Annotated in this window: 20 protein-coding genes; all 20 read left to right on the forward strand. The window is 38.5% G+C overall.

The window, feature by feature from the left end:
- Nucleotides 1–21 precede the first annotated feature (21 nt).
- The 20 genes from flhA (at nt 22) to rseP (ending at nt 19,017) form a co-directional block, all read left to right on the forward strand.
- On the forward strand, nt 22–2,055 hold the full coding sequence (gene flhA, locus MHH87_RS04820) for a flagellar biosynthesis protein FlhA (RefSeq protein WP_340748193.1): 2,034 nt from the start codon (nt 22–24) through the stop codon (nt 2,053–2,055).
- Nucleotides 2,052–3,218, forward strand: a complete 1,167-nt coding sequence (flhF, locus tag MHH87_RS04825) for a flagellar biosynthesis protein FlhF (protein ID WP_340748194.1) — start codon at nt 2,052–2,054, stop codon at nt 3,216–3,218. The genes flhA and flhF overlap by 4 nt, the downstream gene beginning before the upstream one ends.
- Nucleotides 3,215–4,087 (forward strand): MinD/ParA family protein, encoded by an 873-nt coding sequence (locus tag MHH87_RS04830; protein WP_340748195.1) that lies wholly within the window; start codon nt 3,215–3,217, stop codon nt 4,085–4,087. The genes flhF and MHH87_RS04830 overlap by 4 nt, the downstream gene beginning before the upstream one ends.
- A complete protein-coding gene (locus MHH87_RS04835; RefSeq protein ID WP_340748196.1) occupies nt 4,088–5,230 on the forward strand; it encodes a protein-glutamate methylesterase/protein-glutamine glutaminase in 1,143 nt (380 codons plus the stop codon).
- Nucleotides 5,231–5,245: 15 nt separating this feature from the next.
- Complete coding sequence (locus tag MHH87_RS04840; protein ID WP_340748197.1) at nt 5,246–7,312, forward strand: chemotaxis protein CheA; 2,067 nt, start codon at nt 5,246–5,248, stop codon at nt 7,310–7,312.
- 22 nt (nt 7,313–7,334) lie between these two features.
- On the forward strand, nt 7,335–7,775 hold the full coding sequence (locus MHH87_RS04845) for a chemotaxis protein CheW (protein WP_340748198.1): 441 nt from the start codon (nt 7,335–7,337) through the stop codon (nt 7,773–7,775).
- 71 nt (nt 7,776–7,846) lie between these two features.
- Nucleotides 7,847–8,482 carry a chemotaxis protein CheC gene (locus MHH87_RS04850; RefSeq protein ID WP_340748199.1) on the forward strand — a complete coding sequence of 212 codons (636 nt, stop codon included), beginning with the start codon at nt 7,847–7,849 and terminating at the stop codon, nt 8,480–8,482.
- Complete coding sequence (locus MHH87_RS04855; protein ID WP_340748200.1) at nt 8,482–8,985, forward strand: chemotaxis protein CheD; 504 nt, start codon at nt 8,482–8,484, stop codon at nt 8,983–8,985. The genes MHH87_RS04850 and MHH87_RS04855 overlap by 1 nt, the downstream gene beginning before the upstream one ends.
- Nucleotides 8,982–9,359, forward strand: a complete 378-nt coding sequence (locus MHH87_RS04860) for a multidrug transporter (RefSeq protein WP_340748201.1) — start codon at nt 8,982–8,984, stop codon at nt 9,357–9,359. The genes MHH87_RS04855 and MHH87_RS04860 overlap by 4 nt, the downstream gene beginning before the upstream one ends.
- A 148-nt stretch (nt 9,360–9,507) precedes the next feature.
- Entirely contained in the window at nt 9,508–10,278 is a 771-nt protein-coding gene (locus tag MHH87_RS04865; RefSeq protein WP_340748202.1) for a FliA/WhiG family RNA polymerase sigma factor, read from the forward strand.
- 12 nt (nt 10,279–10,290) lie between these two features.
- The gene (locus MHH87_RS04870) at nt 10,291–10,605 is read left to right on the forward strand and encodes an RNA polymerase subunit sigma (RefSeq protein ID WP_340748203.1); all 315 of its coding nucleotides are present in this window, start codon (nt 10,291–10,293) and stop codon (nt 10,603–10,605) included.
- 8 nt (nt 10,606–10,613) lie between these two features.
- A complete protein-coding gene (locus MHH87_RS04875) occupies nt 10,614–11,198 on the forward strand; it encodes a hypothetical protein (protein ID WP_340748204.1) in 585 nt (194 codons plus the stop codon).
- Nucleotides 11,199–11,358: 160 nt separating this feature from the next.
- On the forward strand, nt 11,359–12,075 hold the full coding sequence (gene rpsB / locus MHH87_RS04880) for a 30S ribosomal protein S2 (RefSeq protein WP_340748205.1): 717 nt from the start codon (nt 11,359–11,361) through the stop codon (nt 12,073–12,075).
- 151 nt (nt 12,076–12,226) lie between these two features.
- Nucleotides 12,227–13,108, forward strand: a complete 882-nt coding sequence (gene tsf / locus MHH87_RS04885) for a translation elongation factor Ts (RefSeq protein ID WP_340748206.1) — start codon at nt 12,227–12,229, stop codon at nt 13,106–13,108.
- A gap of 174 nt (nt 13,109–13,282) precedes the next feature.
- Nucleotides 13,283–14,008 carry a UMP kinase gene (gene pyrH / locus MHH87_RS04890; RefSeq protein ID WP_340748207.1) on the forward strand — a complete coding sequence of 242 codons (726 nt, stop codon included), beginning with the start codon at nt 13,283–13,285 and terminating at the stop codon, nt 14,006–14,008.
- A complete protein-coding gene (gene frr, locus MHH87_RS04895; protein WP_340748208.1) occupies nt 14,008–14,565 on the forward strand; it encodes a ribosome recycling factor in 558 nt (185 codons plus the stop codon). Before pyrH ends, frr begins: the two co-directional genes overlap by 1 nt.
- Nucleotides 14,566–14,941: 376 nt before the next feature.
- Nucleotides 14,942–15,736 carry an isoprenyl transferase gene (locus tag MHH87_RS04900; protein ID WP_340748209.1) on the forward strand — a complete coding sequence of 265 codons (795 nt, stop codon included), beginning with the start codon at nt 14,942–14,944 and terminating at the stop codon, nt 15,734–15,736.
- Nucleotides 15,733–16,533, forward strand: a complete 801-nt coding sequence (locus MHH87_RS04905; RefSeq protein ID WP_340748210.1) for a phosphatidate cytidylyltransferase — start codon at nt 15,733–15,735, stop codon at nt 16,531–16,533. Before MHH87_RS04900 ends, MHH87_RS04905 begins: the two co-directional genes overlap by 4 nt.
- 17 nt (nt 16,534–16,550) lie before the next feature.
- Nucleotides 16,551–17,696: a 1-deoxy-D-xylulose-5-phosphate reductoisomerase gene (gene dxr, locus MHH87_RS04910; RefSeq protein ID WP_340748211.1), complete on the forward strand. Its 1,146-nt coding sequence runs from the start codon at nt 16,551–16,553 to the stop codon at nt 17,694–17,696.
- A 61-nt stretch (nt 17,697–17,757) separates the two neighbouring features.
- A complete protein-coding gene (gene rseP / locus MHH87_RS04915) occupies nt 17,758–19,017 on the forward strand; it encodes an RIP metalloprotease RseP (protein ID WP_340748212.1) in 1,260 nt (419 codons plus the stop codon).
- The last annotated feature ends 260 nt before the right edge of the window (nt 19,018–19,277 follow it).

A 19,277-nucleotide genomic window follows, 5' to 3' on the forward strand; every position in this document is an offset into this window, starting at 1 on the left:
CACGAAGCAGGAGGGACAACAATGCAAATACGCGATATAGGGGTTTTAGCTGCGGTAATTATGATCGTAGCGATGCTCATTATCCCTCTACCTACATGGCTATTAAGCTTTTTAATTATTATTAATATGACATTAGCATTATTAGTTCTATTAACGGCTATGAATATGAAAGAAGCGTTAGAATTCTCAATCTTTCCAACCGTTATTTTACTACTAACACTATTCCGTCTAGGCTTAAGTGTATCGACTACTCGTGCTATTTTAGCCTACGGGCATGCCGGTGATGTAGTAGAAACTTTCGGTAACTTCGTAACAGGTGGTAACATTTTAGTTGGTTTAGTAATTTTCTTGCTTTTAGTTATTATTCAGTTCATCGTAATAACGAAAGGTGCGGAGCGTGTTGCTGAAGTTGCCGCACGTTTCACATTAGATGCCATGCCTGGTAAACAAATGAGTATCGATGCGGATTTAAATGCTGGGGTCATTTCGGAAAAAGAAGCTCGTGAACGTCGTAATAAAGTATCTGGTGAAGCAGACTTCTATGGAGCGATGGACGGGGCAACGAAATTTGTTAAAGGGGATGCCATCGCCTCAATTATCATGGTTGGGATTAACTTACTTTTCGGTATGATTATCGGTATGGCACAGCAAGGGCTTTCGTTTGGTGATGCAGCGATGAGATTCTCAATTCTAACAGTCGGGGATGGGCTAGTTTCGCAAATTCCCGCATTATTAATGTCAACTGCCACTGGTATCGTTGTTACTCGTGCCACTTCTGAAGGTAATTTAGGTGCGGATATTACAAAGCAATTATTTGCTCAGTCTAAACTGCTTTATGTTGCTGGGGGTACGATTTTCTTACTTGGTTTATTCACACCAATTCCTTTTTGGATTACAATTCCAATTTCAGCAGCTCTGATAATCGGTGCCTACCTGATGGATCATAAAAAAGAGGAAACACCAGAAGAGTTATTGGAGTTTGAAGAAGAAGTTGCATCCGATACGATGAAGAGTCCAGAAAATGTTGTAAATTTATTAAATGTAGATCCAATTGAATTTGAGTTTGGCTATGGCTTAATTCCATTAGTGGATGCAGGACAGGGTGGAGATTTACTTGACCGCGTTGTTATGATTCGCAGACAGCTAGCTCTTGAACTTGGGATTGTTATACCAGTTGTGCGTATTCGCGATAATATTCAGCTTCAGCCGAATGAATATCGTATTAAAATTAAAGGTAATGAACTGGCAAAAGGGGAGCTTTTACTCGATCACTATTTAGCAATGAGTCCAGGAGACGATAATTCAATTGATGGGATTGATACAATTGAGCCATCATTCGGACTTCCTGCAAAATGGATTTCAGAGCAAGTGAAAGAAGATGCCGAAATTCTCGGTTATACAGTTGTGGACCCACCTAGTGTCGTATCAACACATTTAACAGAAATGATTCGAGCAAATGCGCACGAGTTACTCGGTCGTCAAGAAACGAAACAATTACTCGATCATTTACGCGAAACATATCCGATTTTAGTAGACGAATTAACGCCAAACCCATTATCAATCGGTGAAGTACAAAAAGTATTGGCAAGGTTGCTACGTGAAAATGTATCAATAAGAAACTTACCGATTATATTTGAAACATTAGCGGATTATGCAAAGTTAACGAGCGATACCGATATTTTAACAGAGTATGTAAGACAAGCACTGGCGCGTCAAATTACATCTCAGTTTGTGAATGGTCAGCCATCGCTAAAGGTTATTACAGTATCGGGGAAAGTAGAAAAGCTTGTTTCAGACAGTATTCAACAAACGGATCATGGAAATTATTTAGCGATGGATCCACAAGAATCACAATTTGTACTAGAGGCAATTGCAAAAGAAGTGGAACGTGTATCTTTTACAGAACAATCACCACTTATTTTATGCTCTCCAGGTGTACGCATGTATATAAGACAGTTAACGGAGCGTTATTTCCCTCAAATTCCAATATTATCTTACAATGAGTTGGACGCGGCCGTAGAAATTCAAAGTGTTGGGGTGGTGAATGTTGAATGAAAATGAAGAAGTATAATGCACCTTCGATTGCAGAAGCTATGAAATTAATTCGTGCAGATCTTGGCGACGATGCGGTCATTTTAAATTCGAAAGTGGTAGTGACGAAAAAGCTTTTTGGATTTATTAAGCATAAAACCTTTGAGGTTGTAGCGGGGATTGATCGTGCTGAAAAAAAGCGGTCTTTCTCGTCGTTTTCAGACATTCAACCGATTCCTATGCCAGTGCAACCGCCAATTGTGCAGCAACAAGTAGAAATGGTGTCAGGCCGCGAACAAGACGGTTCTATGCTAACATCCGATTTGAAAAAAGAAATTGCGGATTTAAAATCAATCATGCAATCTATGCAGCGTATGTCGACACAATCACATTATCCTGATGAACTCTTACCCTTTGTCGATTTTTTAAAACAACAAGAACTTGGAGAGGAGCTTATCACAGCAATTAGTGATGAGCTTTTTGTGCATTTTAAAAATAATGAGGCGAAACTGCAATTTGAAGATATGCGGATTGTCGCTCAAAAGTACTTAGCTGCTCGTATGGAAAATCTACCAATTACAGGATTGTCTTACGAAAAAAAATATATTAATGTACTAGGTCCGACAGGGGTGGGCAAAACGACGACGATTGCGAAGATGGCCGCCCGCTCTGTATTAGAAAAGAAGAAAAAAATAGGCTTTATTACGACGGATACATATCGAATTGCAGCGATTGAGCAACTTAAGACGTATGCGGGATTACTACAGGCACCTGTTGAAATTGTGTATAATGCATCCGATTATAAATCGGCCATTGAAAAGTTAGCGCATTTAGATTTAATTTTTATTGATACAGCCGGTCGTAATTATAAAGAAGCAAAGTATGTCGACGAATTACAGAAATTAATTAATTTTAATGAAGAAGCAGAGTCGTATTTGGTGCTATCGTTAACTGCAAAGGAAAAAGATTTAGATACAATCATTGACCAGTTTGAACAAGTTCCAATTGAAAAGTTCATATTTACGAAACTAGATGAGACAAATTCTATTGGCACTATGTTTAATTTAATGATTAAATATAATAAAGGACTTGCCTACTATACAAATGGTCAAGAAGTACCAGAAGATATAGAGCAGCCAAATCTAGAAAGTTTATTTGAATTGTTCTTTCAAGGAGAAGTTAAATGAGAGACCAAGCTGAAAAATTAAGAATGAAAATGCTCGAAAGTCAAGGCGCTTTAGGCAGATCAATAGCCGTAGTTAGTGGCAAAGGTGGCGTGGGGAAAAGCAACTTTTCTACAAATTTTGCAACGCTACTAGCACAAGAAGGTAAGAAAGTCGTCATTGTCGATATGGATATTGGAATGGGAAATATTCATATATTAATTGGAAAAAGTGTACAATATAGTTTGAAAGATTACCTTGAAGGTGATTTGACAATAGAAGAGGTTATGTTTGAGGGTCCTAATGGCTTAAAATATATTTCAGGTGGCTCTGGTATGTCTGAGCTAATGGAATGGTCGGGTGACATGTTTGACCGATTAATTCAAGCTTTCGAACAGCTCCAAAAGTCATTTGATTATATTTTATTCGATATGGGTGCTGGTGCGACAAATTGGTCATTAGATTTACTAACATCCGTCGACGAAATTATTGTTATTTCGACTGCAGAGCCAACGTCAATTATGGATGCGTATTCAATGATGAAATACATTCACCTAAAGGACAATCATAAAACATTTTACCTACTTTGTAATCGTGCATTTACAAGAGAAGAAGGTCAAGAAACCCTAAACCGTTTAAAATCTGTTATGGAACGTTTCCTATCGAAGGAAGTGGTCATTTTAGGCTCCTTACCAGAAGATCCTGTCGTGCGAAAAGCGGTTAAATCACAAGTGCCCTTTGCCATCATGTATCCAGATGCACCGATTTCAAAAACGTTGAAACAAATTGTAGGGCGCTTCATCCATCATCAAACGGAAGAGGTACATGCACCTATAGAATCTAACAAATTTTTATCTAGGTTAAAAAGTATTTTTTCGAAAGGGCGTGATTAATTGGACTTCTCGAACAAAAGCAAGCTAGTGGTTGTTGATGACTCTGCTTTTATGAGAAAGCTAATTAGTGACTTTTTTGTTGATCATCCTAACGTAGAGGTTGTCGGTACGGCTCGCAATGGTAAAGATGCCATCCAAAAAATTCAACAGCTACAACCAAGTGTTGTTACGATGGATGTCGAAATGCCAGAAATGAACGGTTTGGATGCTTTAAAAGAAATAATGGGAATTTGCCCGGTTCCGGTTGTCATGCTTTCAAGTACAACCCAGCGCGGTACAGACAATACGTTAACTGCGATGGAGTATGGGGCGGTCGATTTTGTTGCCAAAACAAGTGGAACAATTTCCCTTGATTTACACAAAATTAAAGATGAGCTTATTCATAAAGTAGAGCAGGCAGCGCATATTTCAGTTGCGAAGTTAATAAAGCCATTCGCTTCGAAAACTTCAGCTATAGAAAGCGTAATACCTAATAAACAACCCAAAATAATGAAGACAAATACTTTTTCAAAAGTGCAACAACCAATTTCTATGTCTCTTCTAAAAAAGGTTGACTGGAATAAAACATCTAAAAAAATTGTATTAATTGGTACTTCAACGGGTGGCCCTCGTGCACTACAAGAAGTAATTACAAAAATACCTAAAACTATTAAAGCGCCGATTTTGATTGTCCAGCATATGCCAGCGGGATTTACCAAATCTTTAGCACTTCGACTGGATCAGCTGAGTCAGATTCGTGTAAAGGAAGCAGAGCAGGGCGATCTATTACAAAATGGTACAGCCTATATTGCACCAGGTGGATTTCATATGAAATTGCGTAAGGTAGGGTCAACATACGGGATTCTACTTGACCAAACTGAGCCACCTCGTTCCGGTCATCGCCCATCTGTTGATGTAATGTTTGAGGATGTTAGCAAGTATCCAGAGTTAGACAAAATAGCCGTCATTATGACAGGTATGGGCTATGATGGCTCAAAAGGTTTAAAAGCATTAAAACAATCAGGAAATGTTATTGCAATTGCAGAGTCAGCCGATACATGTATTGTATATGGGATGCCAAAAGCTGCCGTGGAAACGCAGCTTGTTGATGAAGTGGCAGATGTAGACGACATTGCACAAACTATAATGAAATATATGCCTTAAAAGGGGTGCCCTCTTATGGAACTAAATCAATATTTAGAAATGTTCATCGAAGAAAGTAAAGAGCATTTACAAGCTTGTAGCCAACACTTATTAGAATTAGAGAAAAATCCACAAGATTTAGCAATCGTGAATGAAATTTTCCGCTCGGCACATACACTTAAAGGTATGTCTGCAACGATGGGCTTCGAAGATTTAGCTGATTTAACACATAAAATGGAAAACGTTTTAGATGCCATTCGGAATGAAAAAATTAAAGTAACACCAGAAATTTTAGATGTTGTATTTGAGTCAGTAGATCACTTAGAAGCGATGGTTTTTAATATTGCAGATGGCGGCGACGGTAAGCGTAATGTACAGTCAACGGTTGAACAGTTAAAACGCATCGAATCTGGTGACACAGCTGCTGCATCAGTAAGGACAGCGGCAGTGGAAGTAGCTGCAACAAACATTACTCCTATAGATTATAAATTAACGTATGACGATTTTGAGAAAACAGTTTTACTTCAATCTTCAGAGCAAGATTATTTTGCGTATGAAATTGCTATAGCATTACGCGAGGACTGTTTACTAAAAGCAGCGCGCGTATTTATGGTATTTGAGATTTTAGAGAAAAATGGTGACGTTATTAAATCGTCGCCAACAGTAGACAAGCTAGAAGAAGAGCAGTTTGATAGCCAGTTTTATGTTGCCTACATTTCCAAAGAAAATGCAGAAGATTTACAGAAGATGCTTATGAAAGTTTCGGAAGTAGACCAAGTGGAAGTAAAAAAAATTAATAATTCGGTATTTACGCAATCTTCAACTACTGACACATCAGGGCAAGTAGTAGTTGAAGCTGTACAACAAGAAACAGCGCCTGCCGTTTTAGAGCAAGCGGTAGTTACACCAACTGTCCAAAAATCAAATGGTTCAAAAACACAATCACATGCAACAAGTAAAACAATCCGTGTAAATATCGAACGTTTAGATATATTAATGAATCTGTTTGAAGAGCTTGTTATTGACCGTGGTCGATTACAATCAATCGCGACAGAAGTAAATCACGGTGAGTTAAACGAAACAGTTGAGCGCATGAGCCGCGTTATGGGCGACCTACAAAATATCGTGTTAACAATGCGCATGGTACCAGTGGAAACAGTATTTAACCGCTTCCCGAAAATGGTTCGTCAATTATCACGTGATTTGAACAAAAAAATTACGCTAGAAGTGATCGGTGCAGAAACAGAGCTTGACCGAACTGTTATCGATGAAATTGGGGATCCACTTGTTCACTTAATTCGTAACTCAGTTGACCACGGCATTGAAAGCCCAGAAGTACGTCGCGGGAAAGGCAAGCCAGAAGAAGGGACAGTTGAACTTCGCGCTTACCATAGCGGAAACTACGTATTCATCGAAATTGAAGATGATGGTGCGGGCATTGACCGTGAGAAAGTACTTGCAAAAGCCCTTTCTAAAGGGGTTGTTTCGCAAGAAGTAGCAAACTCAATGACGGATAGACAAATTAATGAGCTGATTTTAGCATCAGGCTTCTCTACTGCAGATGTTATTTCTGATGTATCAGGTCGCGGAGTTGGCTTAGATGTTGTAAAAACAACAATTGAATCACTTGGCGGTAATATTTCAATTGAGTCAACACAAAATGTAGGATCTGTATTCTCGATCCAATTACCATTAACATTATCAATTATTTCAGTAATGTTAGTTGAAATTGAAAAAGAGATTTACGCTATTCCTTTATCATCTATTATTGAAACATCAATTATCCGTAATTCGGACATTATGAATGCACATAATCAAAAGGTAATTGATTTCCGTGGCAAGGTAGTACCACTAGTATTCCTTGAAGAAATCTTTGAAGTACCTCGTCAAGATGCAAAAGATGATGGATTCCATTCGGTAGTTATCGTACGTAAAGGTGAGAAACTTGCTGGATTAGTTGTAGATTCATTCATTGGTCAGCAAGAAATCGTATTAAAATCGTTAGGTAACTACTTAACAAACATTTTCGCGATTTCAGGTGCAACGATTTTAGGTAACGGTAAAGTAGCGTTAATCGTAGACTGTAACGCACTTTTGAAGTAAATAGGATGAAGAGGTGAAAATGATGACGAATGCGGTTGAGCAAGAGTTTATTAAAGTAATTGTTTTTCAATTAGCGGATAAAGAATATGCAATTCCTGTATCACATGTACAAGGAATTGAAAAGTTAATGCACATTACGCGTGTCCCAAAAACTGAGAGCTATGTGAAAGGTGTAATTAACCTTCGCGGAGTAGTCACACCAATTATTGATCTTCGTGAACGCTTTAATTTACCTGTGTCAGGCAATGAAGAAACAACACGTATTATTATTATTACACTAGAAGATATGGAAGTAGGCTTTGTTGTCGATTCTGCAAATGATGTATTGGATATCACAGCTTCTTCTATTGAGCAACAACCAGAAGTAGTAGGGTCTTTAGAAGAAGAATTTATTTCTGGGGTAGCAAAATTAGGCAAACGTTTATTAATTTTGCTCCATTTAGACAAAGTATTAAATCCATAAGATTAACGAATAATTTTCTAGATAAGTAGTATCTATACTTGTCTAGAATCTACTAAAGTAGGGATTCTAATATGAATTTTAATCAAAAAATCACTTCATTACATCTAGATGTTTTGAAAGAGATTGGCAATATTGGCGCAGCACATGCAGCAACGGCTCTTTCTGATTTGCTTGATAAAAAAATCGATATGCGTGTACCGAAAGTAGAAATGGTTTCATTTAATGACATGATGGAACTAGCTGGTGGATCGGAGACGATAGTAGTAGGCATATTTCTACGTATCGAAGGTGATGTGGAAGGCAGTATGTTTTTTGTTTTACCAATCAAACAGGCAAATCTCTTTATTCAACGTTTAATTCGTGACGAGTCATTTGATTTTAATCACCCACAAGTATCCGAGTTAGGGCTATCTGCAATGCAGGAAATGGGCAATATATTATCGGGCTCTTATTTATCCGCATTATCTGATTTTACAGGTTTAAAAATTTATCCGACTGTACCTGGTTTGAGTGTTGACATGTTTGGTGCAATTATTAGTATCGGTTTAATCGAATTATCACAAGTAAGCGACAATGTAATCGTAATTAATACATCCATTTTTGATGAAGATATCGGCGACGAGGAGACCGTTCGCGGACATTTCTTCCTGTTACCAGATCCCGATTCATTTGATGTCATTTTTAGAGCACTAGGGGTTAGCCTTTAATGCTTTTGTCAAATACGAATGAGGTTGTTAAGGTAGGAATTGCACAAATGGATGTAGTAAAGGTACCGAATACGATTCGAACATCTGGATTAGGTTCGTGTGTCGGTGTTGTGTTATACGATGAATCGAAAAAAGTCGCTGGATTATTACATGTCATGTTACCAGATTCAAGTTTAGGTAGAACAGAAACAATTAATGTCGCTAAATTCGCAGATACAGGGATAACAGCACTTGTGGGTTTATTAAAGCTAGAAGGTATTCAAGCGTTTAAATTAAAGGCAAAAATTGCTGGTGGGGCACAAATGTTTAAGTTCACATCAGATAAAGATTCTATGAGAATTGGCCCGCGTAATGTAGAGGCAGTAAAGGTGGAACTTCGCAAACATGGTATCCCTTTGATCGCAGAGGATACGGGCGGTAATAGTGGGCGCACGATTGAATTTAATCCTTCGACTTGTAAACTAAACATCCGTACAGTGAATCAAGGAGTGAGTGAAATATGATGTATGGTTCATTATTATATAATTTATGGGCTGCATTATTTTCATTTTCAGTGTACTTTGTGTGGGCTTTGCAACAGCACTTACCGCTACCAGTTACTACCATTGTAAGTTCATTTATCGCAGCGATTATCGTCTTTATTGCGATGTATCCGTTTCGTTATATATTAGGGTATATTTTCTATACACCTCATCAAGTAACTTTTAACGAGGCACAAGGTGAAGGTTTTTCTTCAACAGATGAAACCGCTAAATATGGACAATTCGGTCGTCCTGAAAAACATTCAACCGTGGAGTTCCAAGATGAAAGTACAGAAGAAATTGCGCAGGTTGTACGAAAGATGTTGCACGGTCAAGATGAAGCAGTTTCAAAATAAGAAAAGAGTCGAGAAATCGGCTCTTTTTTTATGTACAAAAGTACACTGTATTTTCAATTTTTTGCTCTTGGTGTAAGTGTAATTTACGCTACATTTTGGTATAATAAGCAATATGTATGCTTTTGTCTTCGAAGAGAGGTGGATACGGGTGACACAACAGATTCTAAATGATGAACATAAACTTTGGATTCGTTGGATTGACGATCGAGATCCAGAGGCCGGGGATATGCTCATCAAAAAATACAAGCCACTCGTTTCTTATCACGTACAACGAATTGGTGCTGGACTTCCCAAAAATGTTTCACGTGACGATTTAGTCAGTTTAGGGATGATGGGATTATTTGACGCATTAAATAAGTTTGATATTAACCGAGATTTAAAGTTTGACACATATGCCTCCTTCCGAGTGCGTGGCGCAATTATTGATGGTCTACGTAAAGAGGACTGGCTCCCGCGCTCAGCACGAGAAAAGGCGAAAAAACTAGAGGCGCAGATTGAAAATTTAGAACAAACATTGATGCGACATGCGACCCCTGAGGAGCTTGCAACGCATATGGACTTGCCAGTGGAAGAAGTATATCAAACCTTCCATGAACATTTCTTTTCGAATGTGTTATCGATAAATGAACAGCAGGACCAAGAAGAAAGTGAAGGTAAAGCCTTCGTTATCCGTGATGATCATACACGCACACCTGAACAGCAAGTAGTACATTCAGAGCTGCTAGGCGATTTAGAAACAAATATTCAAAAATTAAATGAAAAAGAGCAACTGGTCCTAAGTCTCTTTTATACAGAAGAAATGACGTTGACGGAAATAGGGGAAATGCTAGAGCTATCAACATCTAGGATTTCGCAAATTCACTCTAAAGCATTATTTAAATTACGGAAGTTATTGTCGTCTGAAATGATCAATACATAAGGAGGGCTTTTCGTGAGTTTAAAAGGTGTGGAATTACAAATTGCCATTCCAAAAACATTTGATGCAGGTAAAATGGCGGATCAACATCAGCAAAATACAATTCAACAGCAAATAAATGCGAACGAAGCACTTAAAAGAGAAATTGAGCGTAAACAGCTGTCCGTTCATGAGTCAGACGGAATGGATGAAATTTCTGACGAAGAAGCGCGTGAAGGAGCATCAGACAATGATATGATGCTCGAGCAGCGCAAGAAAAAAAAGAAAGAACTTGAAGAAATAAAGGCACAGCACCCTTTCAAAGGGAATTTGTTTGATGTTAGTGGGTAGGAGTAACTATGGTAATCATTGCAATAGCGGTGCTGTTTATTATTCAGCTAATTAGTTTTTACGTCATCGTTTTATTAAATAGCAAAATAGCAAAATTTAAAGATTTAGAAGTGCGCCAAGATAAGCTTATTCGTGAAATGGATGATGTGATTGGTGTGTATTTACTAGAAATGCGTGAGGAAAATGACCGTCTTATTAAAGAATTAACAGTTTCAAGTGTGCGTCCAAAGCAATCAGAGATGCCACAAGAAAGCCGTTCTTGGCAACAAGTAGAACTAGGTAATGAGTTGGGAGGGCCGTCCGTAACTAGCGAGCAAATACCAACAGTGGAGACACCTTCTCTTGAACAACGTACATTTGTCCCGAAAAATATTGCGGCAAACGCTTATAATCGCCAAAAGAAGCAAATACAGCCGGTTGTAAAGGAGCAAGAGCAAGAGCCACCGATACAAACACCGAGTCTAAAAGAGTTACCTTCATTTGAGAAGCAAGTTGTGCAATATTTTAACGAAGGCATGACAATTGAAGAAATTGCAAAGAAAACACAAAAAGGTAAAACTGAAATCGAGTTAGTAATTAAGTTTCATGCGTAAAATAGTTGCAGTGCCTAATGCATTATGATATATTATCAATTGGTGTTAAACATTACACACGCATTTTGATGTAGTAAGTGGTGCTCTAGGTTACTAGGGTAGCTTGTTGCAGATGAAAAGTGCGGAGGAAAAAAACCAAACATTTTAGGAGGAAACACACATGTCAGTAATTTCAATGAAACAATTACTTGAAGCTGGTGTACATTTCGGTCACCAAACTCGCCGTTGGAACCCAAAAATGAAGAAGTATATCTTCGTTGAGCGTAACGGTATCTACATTATCGATTTACAAAAAACAGTTAAAAAATTAGAAGAAGCTTACGACTTCATGCGCCAAGTTGGCCAAGATGGTGGTAAAGTTCTTTTTGTTGGTACGAAAAAACAAGCTCAAGAAGCTATTAAAGATGAAGCTGAGCGTTCAGGTAACTACTATATCAACCAACGTTGGTTAGGTGGTACTTTAACAAACTTCGGTACAATCCAAAAACGTGTTGCTCGTATGAAGCAAATCGAAAAAATGGAAGAAGATGGTACTTTTGAAGTACTTCCGAAGAAAGAAGTAATCCAACTTAAAAAAGAGCACGAACGTCTAGTTAAATTCTTAGGCGGTATCCGTGATATGAAAGCAATTCCGGACGTAATGTTCGTAGTTGACCCTCGTAAAGAGCGTATCGCTGTAGCAGAAGCTATCAAATTAAACATCCCACTAGTAGGTATCGTAGATACTAACTGTGATCCAGATGAAATTGATTATGTAATTCCTGCTAACGATGATGCTATCCGTGCTGTTAAATTATTAACTGCTAAAATGGCTGATGCATTATTAGAAGCTAAACAAGGTGAAGAAGAAGCTCCAGCTGAAAAAGCTGCAGAATAATTCACTAGTAAAAAAGGTGATAAGTGGATGATACCCCTTATCACCTTTTTTTGAGAACAACTTAGACTTGTGGAAAACGCTCGTATACTGCGTCTAAGATAAATAACTTTTGAAATAATATGTACCCACTTATTCTAAGGAGGAAACTCAAATGGCAATTACTGCACAATTAGTAAAAGAATTACGCGAAAAAACTGGCGCAGGTATGATGGACTGCAAAAAGGCTTTAGTAGAAACTGACGGTAACATTGAAGCTGCAATCGACTTCTTACGTGAAAAAGGTCTTTCATCAGCTGCTAAAAAATCAGATCGTATCGCTGCTGAAGGTACAACTTTCATTTTAGAACAAGGTAATGAAGCAATCATCCTTGAAGTAAATGCTGAAACGGACTTTGTAGCTAAAAACGAAAAATTCCAAATTTTAGTATCTGAATTAGCTGCTCACTTACTTGCAACTAAACCAGAATCAGCTGAAGCAGCTTTAGAAACTACAATCGGTGACATTAAAGTTGCTGACTACATTTCTACTGCAATCGCGACAATTGGAGAAAAAATCTCTCTACGTCGTTTCGAAATTAAAACAAAAACGGATGCAGATGCATTCGGTGCTTACCTACACATGGGCGGCCGTATTAGTGTATTAGTAGTTCTTGAAGGTTCTACTGATGCTTCTGCTGCTAAAGATATTGCAATGCATATCGCTGCAATTAACCCTACTTACGTATCTCGTGATGCAGTTTCTGCTGAAGCTGTTGAACATGAACGCAAAGTATTAACTGAGCAAGCGTTAAACGAAGGCAAACCAGAAAACATCGTAGCGAAAATGGTCGAAGGCCGTATTGGTAAATTCTTTGAAGATGTTTGCTTACTTGACCAAACTTTCGTTAAAAACTCAGATCAAAAAGTACGTACTTTCGTAGAATCTACTGGCGGTTCTGTAACTGGTTTCACTCGTTATGCTGTAGGTGAAGGTATCGAAAAACGTGAAGACAACTTCGCTGAAGAAGTAATGAACCAAGTTAAAGGTAACTAATCATTAGTCTAATAATCCTTGAATTGCGCAAGTGATTCGAGAAGTAAAGTAGGGAGCACATTTTTGCGTGTTCCCTATTTTTCAAGAAAAATAACAATATGAACTCGGTGAAATAGCATTTTACATAGAAGTGTAGCTATTTCCTTTCAAATAAATGAGTAACGGAGGTTTACTATGAGTGTGCCACAATACAAACGAGTAGTAATTAAACTAAGCGGCGAAGCATTAGCAGGGGAAGCGGGATTTGGTCTATCACCTGAAATTATCAAATCTGTTGCTGAACAAGTTAAAGAAGTAGTAGATCTAGGTGTAGAAGTTGCGGTAGTAGTTGGCGGAGGAAACATTTGGCGCGGCAAAGTTGGTAGTGAGATGGGGATGGATCGTGCTTCAGCTGACTATATGGGTATGCTTGCAACAGTTATGAATTCTTTAGCGATGCAAGATGCGCTTGAAAAGCAAGGTATCGAAACACGCGTCCAATCTTCAATCGTAATGACACAAGTTGCTGAACCATATATTCGTCGAAAAGCTGTACGTCATCTAGAGAAAAAACGCGTTGTTATTTTCGCGGCTGGGACAGGTAACCCATTCTTCTCTACTGATACAACAGCTGCATTACGTGCTGCTGAAATTGATGCAGACGCAATATTAATGGCGAAAAATAATGTGGACGGTGTATATTCTGCAGACCCTAAGCTAGACGCTACAGCTGTGAAGTACGATACTCTAACATATTTAGACGTTATTCAACAAGGTTTACAAGTAATGGATTCAACGGCTTCTACTTTATGTATGGACAATGATATCCCGTTAGTTGTATTCTCTATTACAGAATCAGGTAATATTAAACGTGCCGTATTAGGCGAAAAAATTGGGACAATTGTTAGGAGAGATGCATAATGGCTAAACAAGTACTAGACCAAGCACAAGATAAAATGAACAAAACGATTGCTGCTTTCTCTCGTGAGTTAGCATCAATTCGTGCCGGCGTTGCAAATGCTTCATTATTAGATCGCATTCAAGTTGAGTATTATGGTGCACCAACGCCAATTAACCAACTTGCAGGTGTATCTGTACCAGAAGCTCGTTTACTCGTAGTCGCACCTTATGACAAATCCGTTTTAGGTGTCATTGAAAAAGCAATCATGAAATCGGATATTGGTATTACACCAACAAATGATGGTACAGTTATTCGCTTAATGGTTCCTGCTTTAACAGAAGAGCGTCGTAAAGAGCTTGTTAAAGTCGTAAAAAAAGAAGCTGAAGAAACAAAAGTTGCGATTCGTAATGTACGTCGTGATGCAAATGATGATCTGAAAAAGCTTGAAAAAGCAGGCGAAATTACAGAAGATGGTCTACGTGGCTTCAGTGAAGATATTCAAAAACTGACGGATAGCTTTATCGTAAAAGTAGACGATGTAGCGAAAGCAAAAGAACAAGAAATTTTATCAGTATAATTTCAAGTTTCTATGTAAGATCAATTATTAAGCTGTTGTATTGTCTAGGCATTCACGCCACGCCCTTGAAGCCGCGGTCTGCCCAAGGGCGAAAGTTGAAAACACACTTTCACTTCGGGTCCCCAGCGCTTGTCGGGTGTAAAAGGGCGAGAATGCCTTTTCTTAGTAGAACTTTATGTGGATTAAGACGTCCTGCTAGTAAGGGCGTCTTTTTCTTTCATATTAATATTTTGTATGTGCTGTTTTTAAATGCGGTAAAAATGGAAATATACATAGTAAGAAAAGTTGTTTTTGAATTAAAATAGGACACATAAAGCCATTTTTGATATGATAAGGAAGTATACGTCCGTTATGCTAGCGGTTGGGGGAATTAACTATGTTTAAAAAACTTTTAAGAAAAAAAACAAATAGTAAGGTGACAACGATTAACGAAAGTGTGGACTTAGTTAAAGAAGATAAAATTCCTTCCCATATTGCAATTATTATGGACGGAAATGGTCGTTGGGCGAAGAAACGTGCCCTACCAAGAATTGCAGGTCATCATGAAGGAATGAAGACCGTTCGAAAGATTACGCGATGTGCTTGTGATTTAGGGGTGAAAGTTTTAACGCTGTATGCATTTTCTACGGAGAATTGGAAGCGACCTAAATCAGAAGTAGAATTTTTAATGCGTTTGCCAGAGCAGTTTCTTAATTCATTTTTACCTGAATTGATGGAGCGAAATATTCGCATTGAAATGATTGGTGTGATGGAAACACTACCCTCACATACGCAAAAGGCTTTGAAGTATGCAATGAATGCAACAAAAGATAATACAGGTTTAGTATTAAATTTTGCGATGAATTACGGTGGTCGAGCTGAAATTGTCATGGCGATACAGCAACTTATGAAGCAGGTAGAGGAAGGGGAATTAGCCATTGATGATATTGATGAAGCGTGCGTTAATCAGTATGTCATGACCTCGCATTTACCAGAGCCGGATTTATTAATTCGCACAAGCGGGGAAGTGCGTTTAAGCAACTTCATGCTATGGCAGCTAGCGTACACGGAATTGTGGTTTACCGACATACATTGGCCGGACTTTGACGAGCAATGCTTAGTTGAGGCGATTAGTGTTTATCAAACCAGAAACCGTCGTTACGGAGGGCTGAAAGGAGAAGAAACAAATTGAAACAACGTATTATTACAGCGATTATAGCAGCGGCATTGTTCATTCCATTCGTTATATACGGTAATGTCCCATTTACGCTATTAGTTTTCGCAATGGCAATCGTTGGCTTTTATGAGATTTTAAAAATGAAAGGAATTCCTTTTGCTTCAGTACCGGGAATACTGGGCTTACTAACATTGCTAATGCTAGTTATGCCAGATGACTGGACTACAGAAGTACTACAGACGATTGGCTATGCCTCAAAGGTAGAAATTGTTTACGGTTTAATGGCATTGCTATTAATTTATGTAGTGCTTGTGAAAAATAAAATTACATTCGATGAAATAGGGTTTATCCTACTCGGTGCATTTTATGTTGGTATGGGCTTTCATTACTTAATTGAAACGCGTGGGCATGGACTAGAGTTTATTGTTTACTGCTTATTAGTTGTGTGGACGACGGATTCGGGTGCGTACTTTGTTGGGCGTAAATTTGGTAAAAAGAAACTTTGGCCTGAAATTTCACCAAAGAAAACGGTAGAAGGTTTTGTTGGAGGAATTGTAATTGCTGTATTGTTTGCACTAGTAATGCAGTTGATTTATCCGTTTGCAAATGGTTTTGTGTCTTTAGTTTTTATTACGATTATTGCTTCAATTGTTGGGCAAATGGGTGATTTAGTCGAGTCTGCAATAAAGCGTCATTACGGCGTGAAAGATTCTGGGAATATTTTGCCTGGACATGGCGGTATTTTGGACCGCTTTGATAGTTTATTATTTGTTGTACCACTATTACATTTCTTACACCTATTTGGTGGCTAAAAAGGGGACATTTAGTCGTGAAAAAGATTAGTTTATTAGGTGCAACAGGCTCCATTGGATGGCAGACTTTTGACATTTTACTTGCACATCCAGAAGACTTCAAGCTTGTTGCTTTCTCTGCAGGTCAAAACATTGAGAAGTCACGTGAGATGATTGAAAAATTGCAGCCAGAGCTTGTATCGATGCAAACAGAAGAAGCAGCGGTAGCACTTCACAAGGAATACCCGCAAATATCGTTTACATATGGTGCTAAAGGGTTAGTCGAAGTTGCTACACACCCGGACTCAACGGTGTTAGTGAACGCAGTACTAGGGAGTGTCGGCTTAGAGTCTACACTCGCAGCAATCCGTATGGGCAAAACAATTGCCATTGCGAACAAGGAAACTTTAGTTACAGCAGGTCATTTAGTAATGGCTGAGGCAAAAAAGTATAATGCCCCAATTTTACCGGTAGATAGTGAGCATTCGGCACTTTTCCAATCAATGAACGGTGAAAATCCCAAAACGATTGAACGCTTAATTTTAACTGCTTCAGGTGGTTCATTCCGTGATAAAACGCGTGAGGAATTAAAAAATGTAACAGTGAAGGATGCACTAAATCATCCGAACTGGTCAATGGGCGCAAAGATTACAATTGACTCTGCAACAATGATGAATAAAGGGTTAGAAGTGATTGAGGCGCATGTGTTATTTAATATGCCTTATGATAATATTGACGTACTTTTACACAGAGAAAGTATTATTCACTCATTAGTGGAGTATCATGATACAAGTGTCATTGCGCAGCTCGGGACGCCGGACATGCGTGTGCCCATTCAATATGCACTAAGTTACCCGGATCGTTTGCCACTTCAAGGCGGGCAACGTTTAAATTTAGCCCAAATTGGACAACTTCATTTTAAAGAAGTTGATTTTGAACGTTTCCATGCATTGAAGCTTGCTTATGAGGCTGGCCGTGCTGGTGGTACGATGTTAACTGCGATGAATGCAGCGAACGAAGCGGCAGTTGCGTTATTTTTACAGGAAAAAATTACGTTCCTACAAATTGAGGAGCTAATTGAAAACGTCATGAATGCACATAATAATATTTTATTACCTGATTTAGAAACGATTTTACATGTAGATAGTGAAACAAGAAAAACGGTTGTGGGCATGGTAAAATAAAAAGTAACTGAGTAAACGGGCGAATGGTCGCCACAATGTTTACTCATGAAGGTGGGGTATTATGCAAACAGTTATTGCATTTATCGTTATTTTTGGCTCGCTCGTATTCTTTCATGAGCTCGGTCACTTTATTTTCGCTAAACGCGCTGGAATAATGGTTCGTGAGTTTGCCATTGGAATGGGACCGAAAATTTTCGGCATGACAAAGGGTGAAACGATTTACACACTACGACTATTGCCGATTGGTGGGTATGTGCGTATGGCAGGTGAGGATCTTGATTCTGTTGAGCTTCAGCCAGGATACCGTGTAGCACTTGTGACGAACGAAGATAATGTAGTTGAAAAAATTGTATTAAACCAAAATACACAATATCAAAACGTTGTGTTTTTAGAAGTGGAACGTGCGGATTTAGAAAAAGAGTTATGGATAGAAGGCTATGATGAGGAAGATCAGCTTGTACGCTACAACGTATCACGTAATGCGTCAATTACTGAAAACGGTACTGAAACTTTAATTGCACCAATTGATCGCCAGTTTAATTCAAAAACAGTTGGTCAACGTGCGATGACGATTTTTGCAGGTCCGTTATTTAACTTTATTTTAGCGTTCTTCATTTTCTTACTTATCGGCTTACTACAAGGAATTCCAACGAATGAGCCAGTTATCACATCAATTATTGATGATGGCCCGGCGCAATTAGCAGGCCTTAAAGCAGGCGATTTAGTAAAAGAAATAAATGGTGTGCCTATTACAAAATGGCAGGAGCTATCTCAGGCAATTCAAGAAAGTCCTGGTAAAGAGCTTACGCTGGGTGTTGAACGTGAAGGAACTAATGTCATGATTGAGGTTACGCCAAAAAAGGTTGAGCAACAGGGTGTTACATTTGGACAGGTAGGTGTAATGTACCAAAGCCAGTTTGAAAAAGATCCAATTAAAGCGGTTATGTACGGAGCACAGCGAACGTATGATGGTACGGTATTAATTGGACAACTACTTGGCAAGTTAATTACAGGTGAATTCTCTATTGATTCCTTATCAGGTCCAGTCGGTATTTATAAGACAACAGAAAAGGTTGCTGAAGACGGCATTTACAATTTAATGTACTGGGCAGGTATGTTAAGTATTAACCTTGGGATTATGAATTTACTACCATTACCAGCACTTGATGGTGGACGTTTATTATTCTTCGGTTTTGAAGCGGTACGCGGTAAACCCATTGATCGTCAAAAAGAAGGGGTCGTTCATTTTATCGGAATCGTGCTATTAATGATTTTAATGGTTGTCGTGACGTGGAACGATATTCAAACATTCTTCTTCTAATAATTGTGTATCAAGGCTAAAGTGCCATTCCCTAAACCGTTGCCAAAGGACGTGTTATATTTGGCGATTCGGGATTTAAACGGGCACTTTAGCACGTTGCTCTCTAAGCTTTGGGTGTTTTGTGCGATTTGCACTAGCATCCAAAGCTAAATTTTATTAGTATATAAGAAGGTATAACTTTCTTATATACATAAGTAAGAACATCATCTCGCCCTATTTTGTGCGAGATGCGTCTTTCTAATGCTAGTACTATTATGAAT

The organism is Solibacillus sp. FSL H8-0538 (assembly GCF_038003525.1).
Taxonomy (GTDB): domain Bacteria; phylum Bacillota; class Bacilli; order Bacillales_A; family Planococcaceae; genus JBBOPI01.

Excerpts from the sequence above, each read along its gene's own strand:
- rpsB (WP_340748205.1), top strand. The coding sequence starts at position 11,359 with ATGTCAGTAATTTCAATGAAACAATTACTTGAAGCTGGTGTACATTTC.
- MHH87_RS04840 (WP_340748197.1), top strand. The coding sequence starts at position 5,246 with ATGGAACTAAATCAATATTTAGAAATGTTCATCGAAGAAAGTAAAGAG.
- MHH87_RS04855 (WP_340748200.1), top strand. The coding sequence starts at position 8,482 with ATGCTTTTGTCAAATACGAATGAGGTTGTTAAGGTAGGAATTGCACAA.
- tsf (WP_340748206.1), top strand. The coding sequence starts at position 12,227 with ATGGCAATTACTGCACAATTAGTAAAAGAATTACGCGAAAAAACTGGC.
- pyrH (WP_340748207.1), top strand. The coding sequence starts at position 13,283 with ATGAGTGTGCCACAATACAAACGAGTAGTAATTAAACTAAGCGGCGAA.
- MHH87_RS04850 (WP_340748199.1), top strand. The coding sequence starts at position 7,847 with ATGAATTTTAATCAAAAAATCACTTCATTACATCTAGATGTTTTGAAA.
- flhF (WP_340748194.1), top strand. The coding sequence starts at position 2,052 with ATGAAAATGAAGAAGTATAATGCACCTTCGATTGCAGAAGCTATGAAA.
- MHH87_RS04860 (WP_340748201.1), top strand. The coding sequence starts at position 8,982 with ATGATGTATGGTTCATTATTATATAATTTATGGGCTGCATTATTTTCA.
- frr (WP_340748208.1), top strand. The coding sequence starts at position 14,008 with ATGGCTAAACAAGTACTAGACCAAGCACAAGATAAAATGAACAAAACG.
- flhA (WP_340748193.1), top strand. The coding sequence starts at position 22 with ATGCAAATACGCGATATAGGGGTTTTAGCTGCGGTAATTATGATCGTA.
- rseP (WP_340748212.1), top strand. The coding sequence starts at position 17,758 with ATGCAAACAGTTATTGCATTTATCGTTATTTTTGGCTCGCTCGTATTC.
- MHH87_RS04845 (WP_340748198.1), top strand. The coding sequence starts at position 7,335 with ATGACGAATGCGGTTGAGCAAGAGTTTATTAAAGTAATTGTTTTTCAA.
- MHH87_RS04875 (WP_340748204.1), top strand. The coding sequence starts at position 10,614 with ATGGTAATCATTGCAATAGCGGTGCTGTTTATTATTCAGCTAATTAGT.
- MHH87_RS04830 (WP_340748195.1), top strand. The coding sequence starts at position 3,215 with ATGAGAGACCAAGCTGAAAAATTAAGAATGAAAATGCTCGAAAGTCAA.
- MHH87_RS04900 (WP_340748209.1), top strand. The coding sequence starts at position 14,942 with ATGTTTAAAAAACTTTTAAGAAAAAAAACAAATAGTAAGGTGACAACG.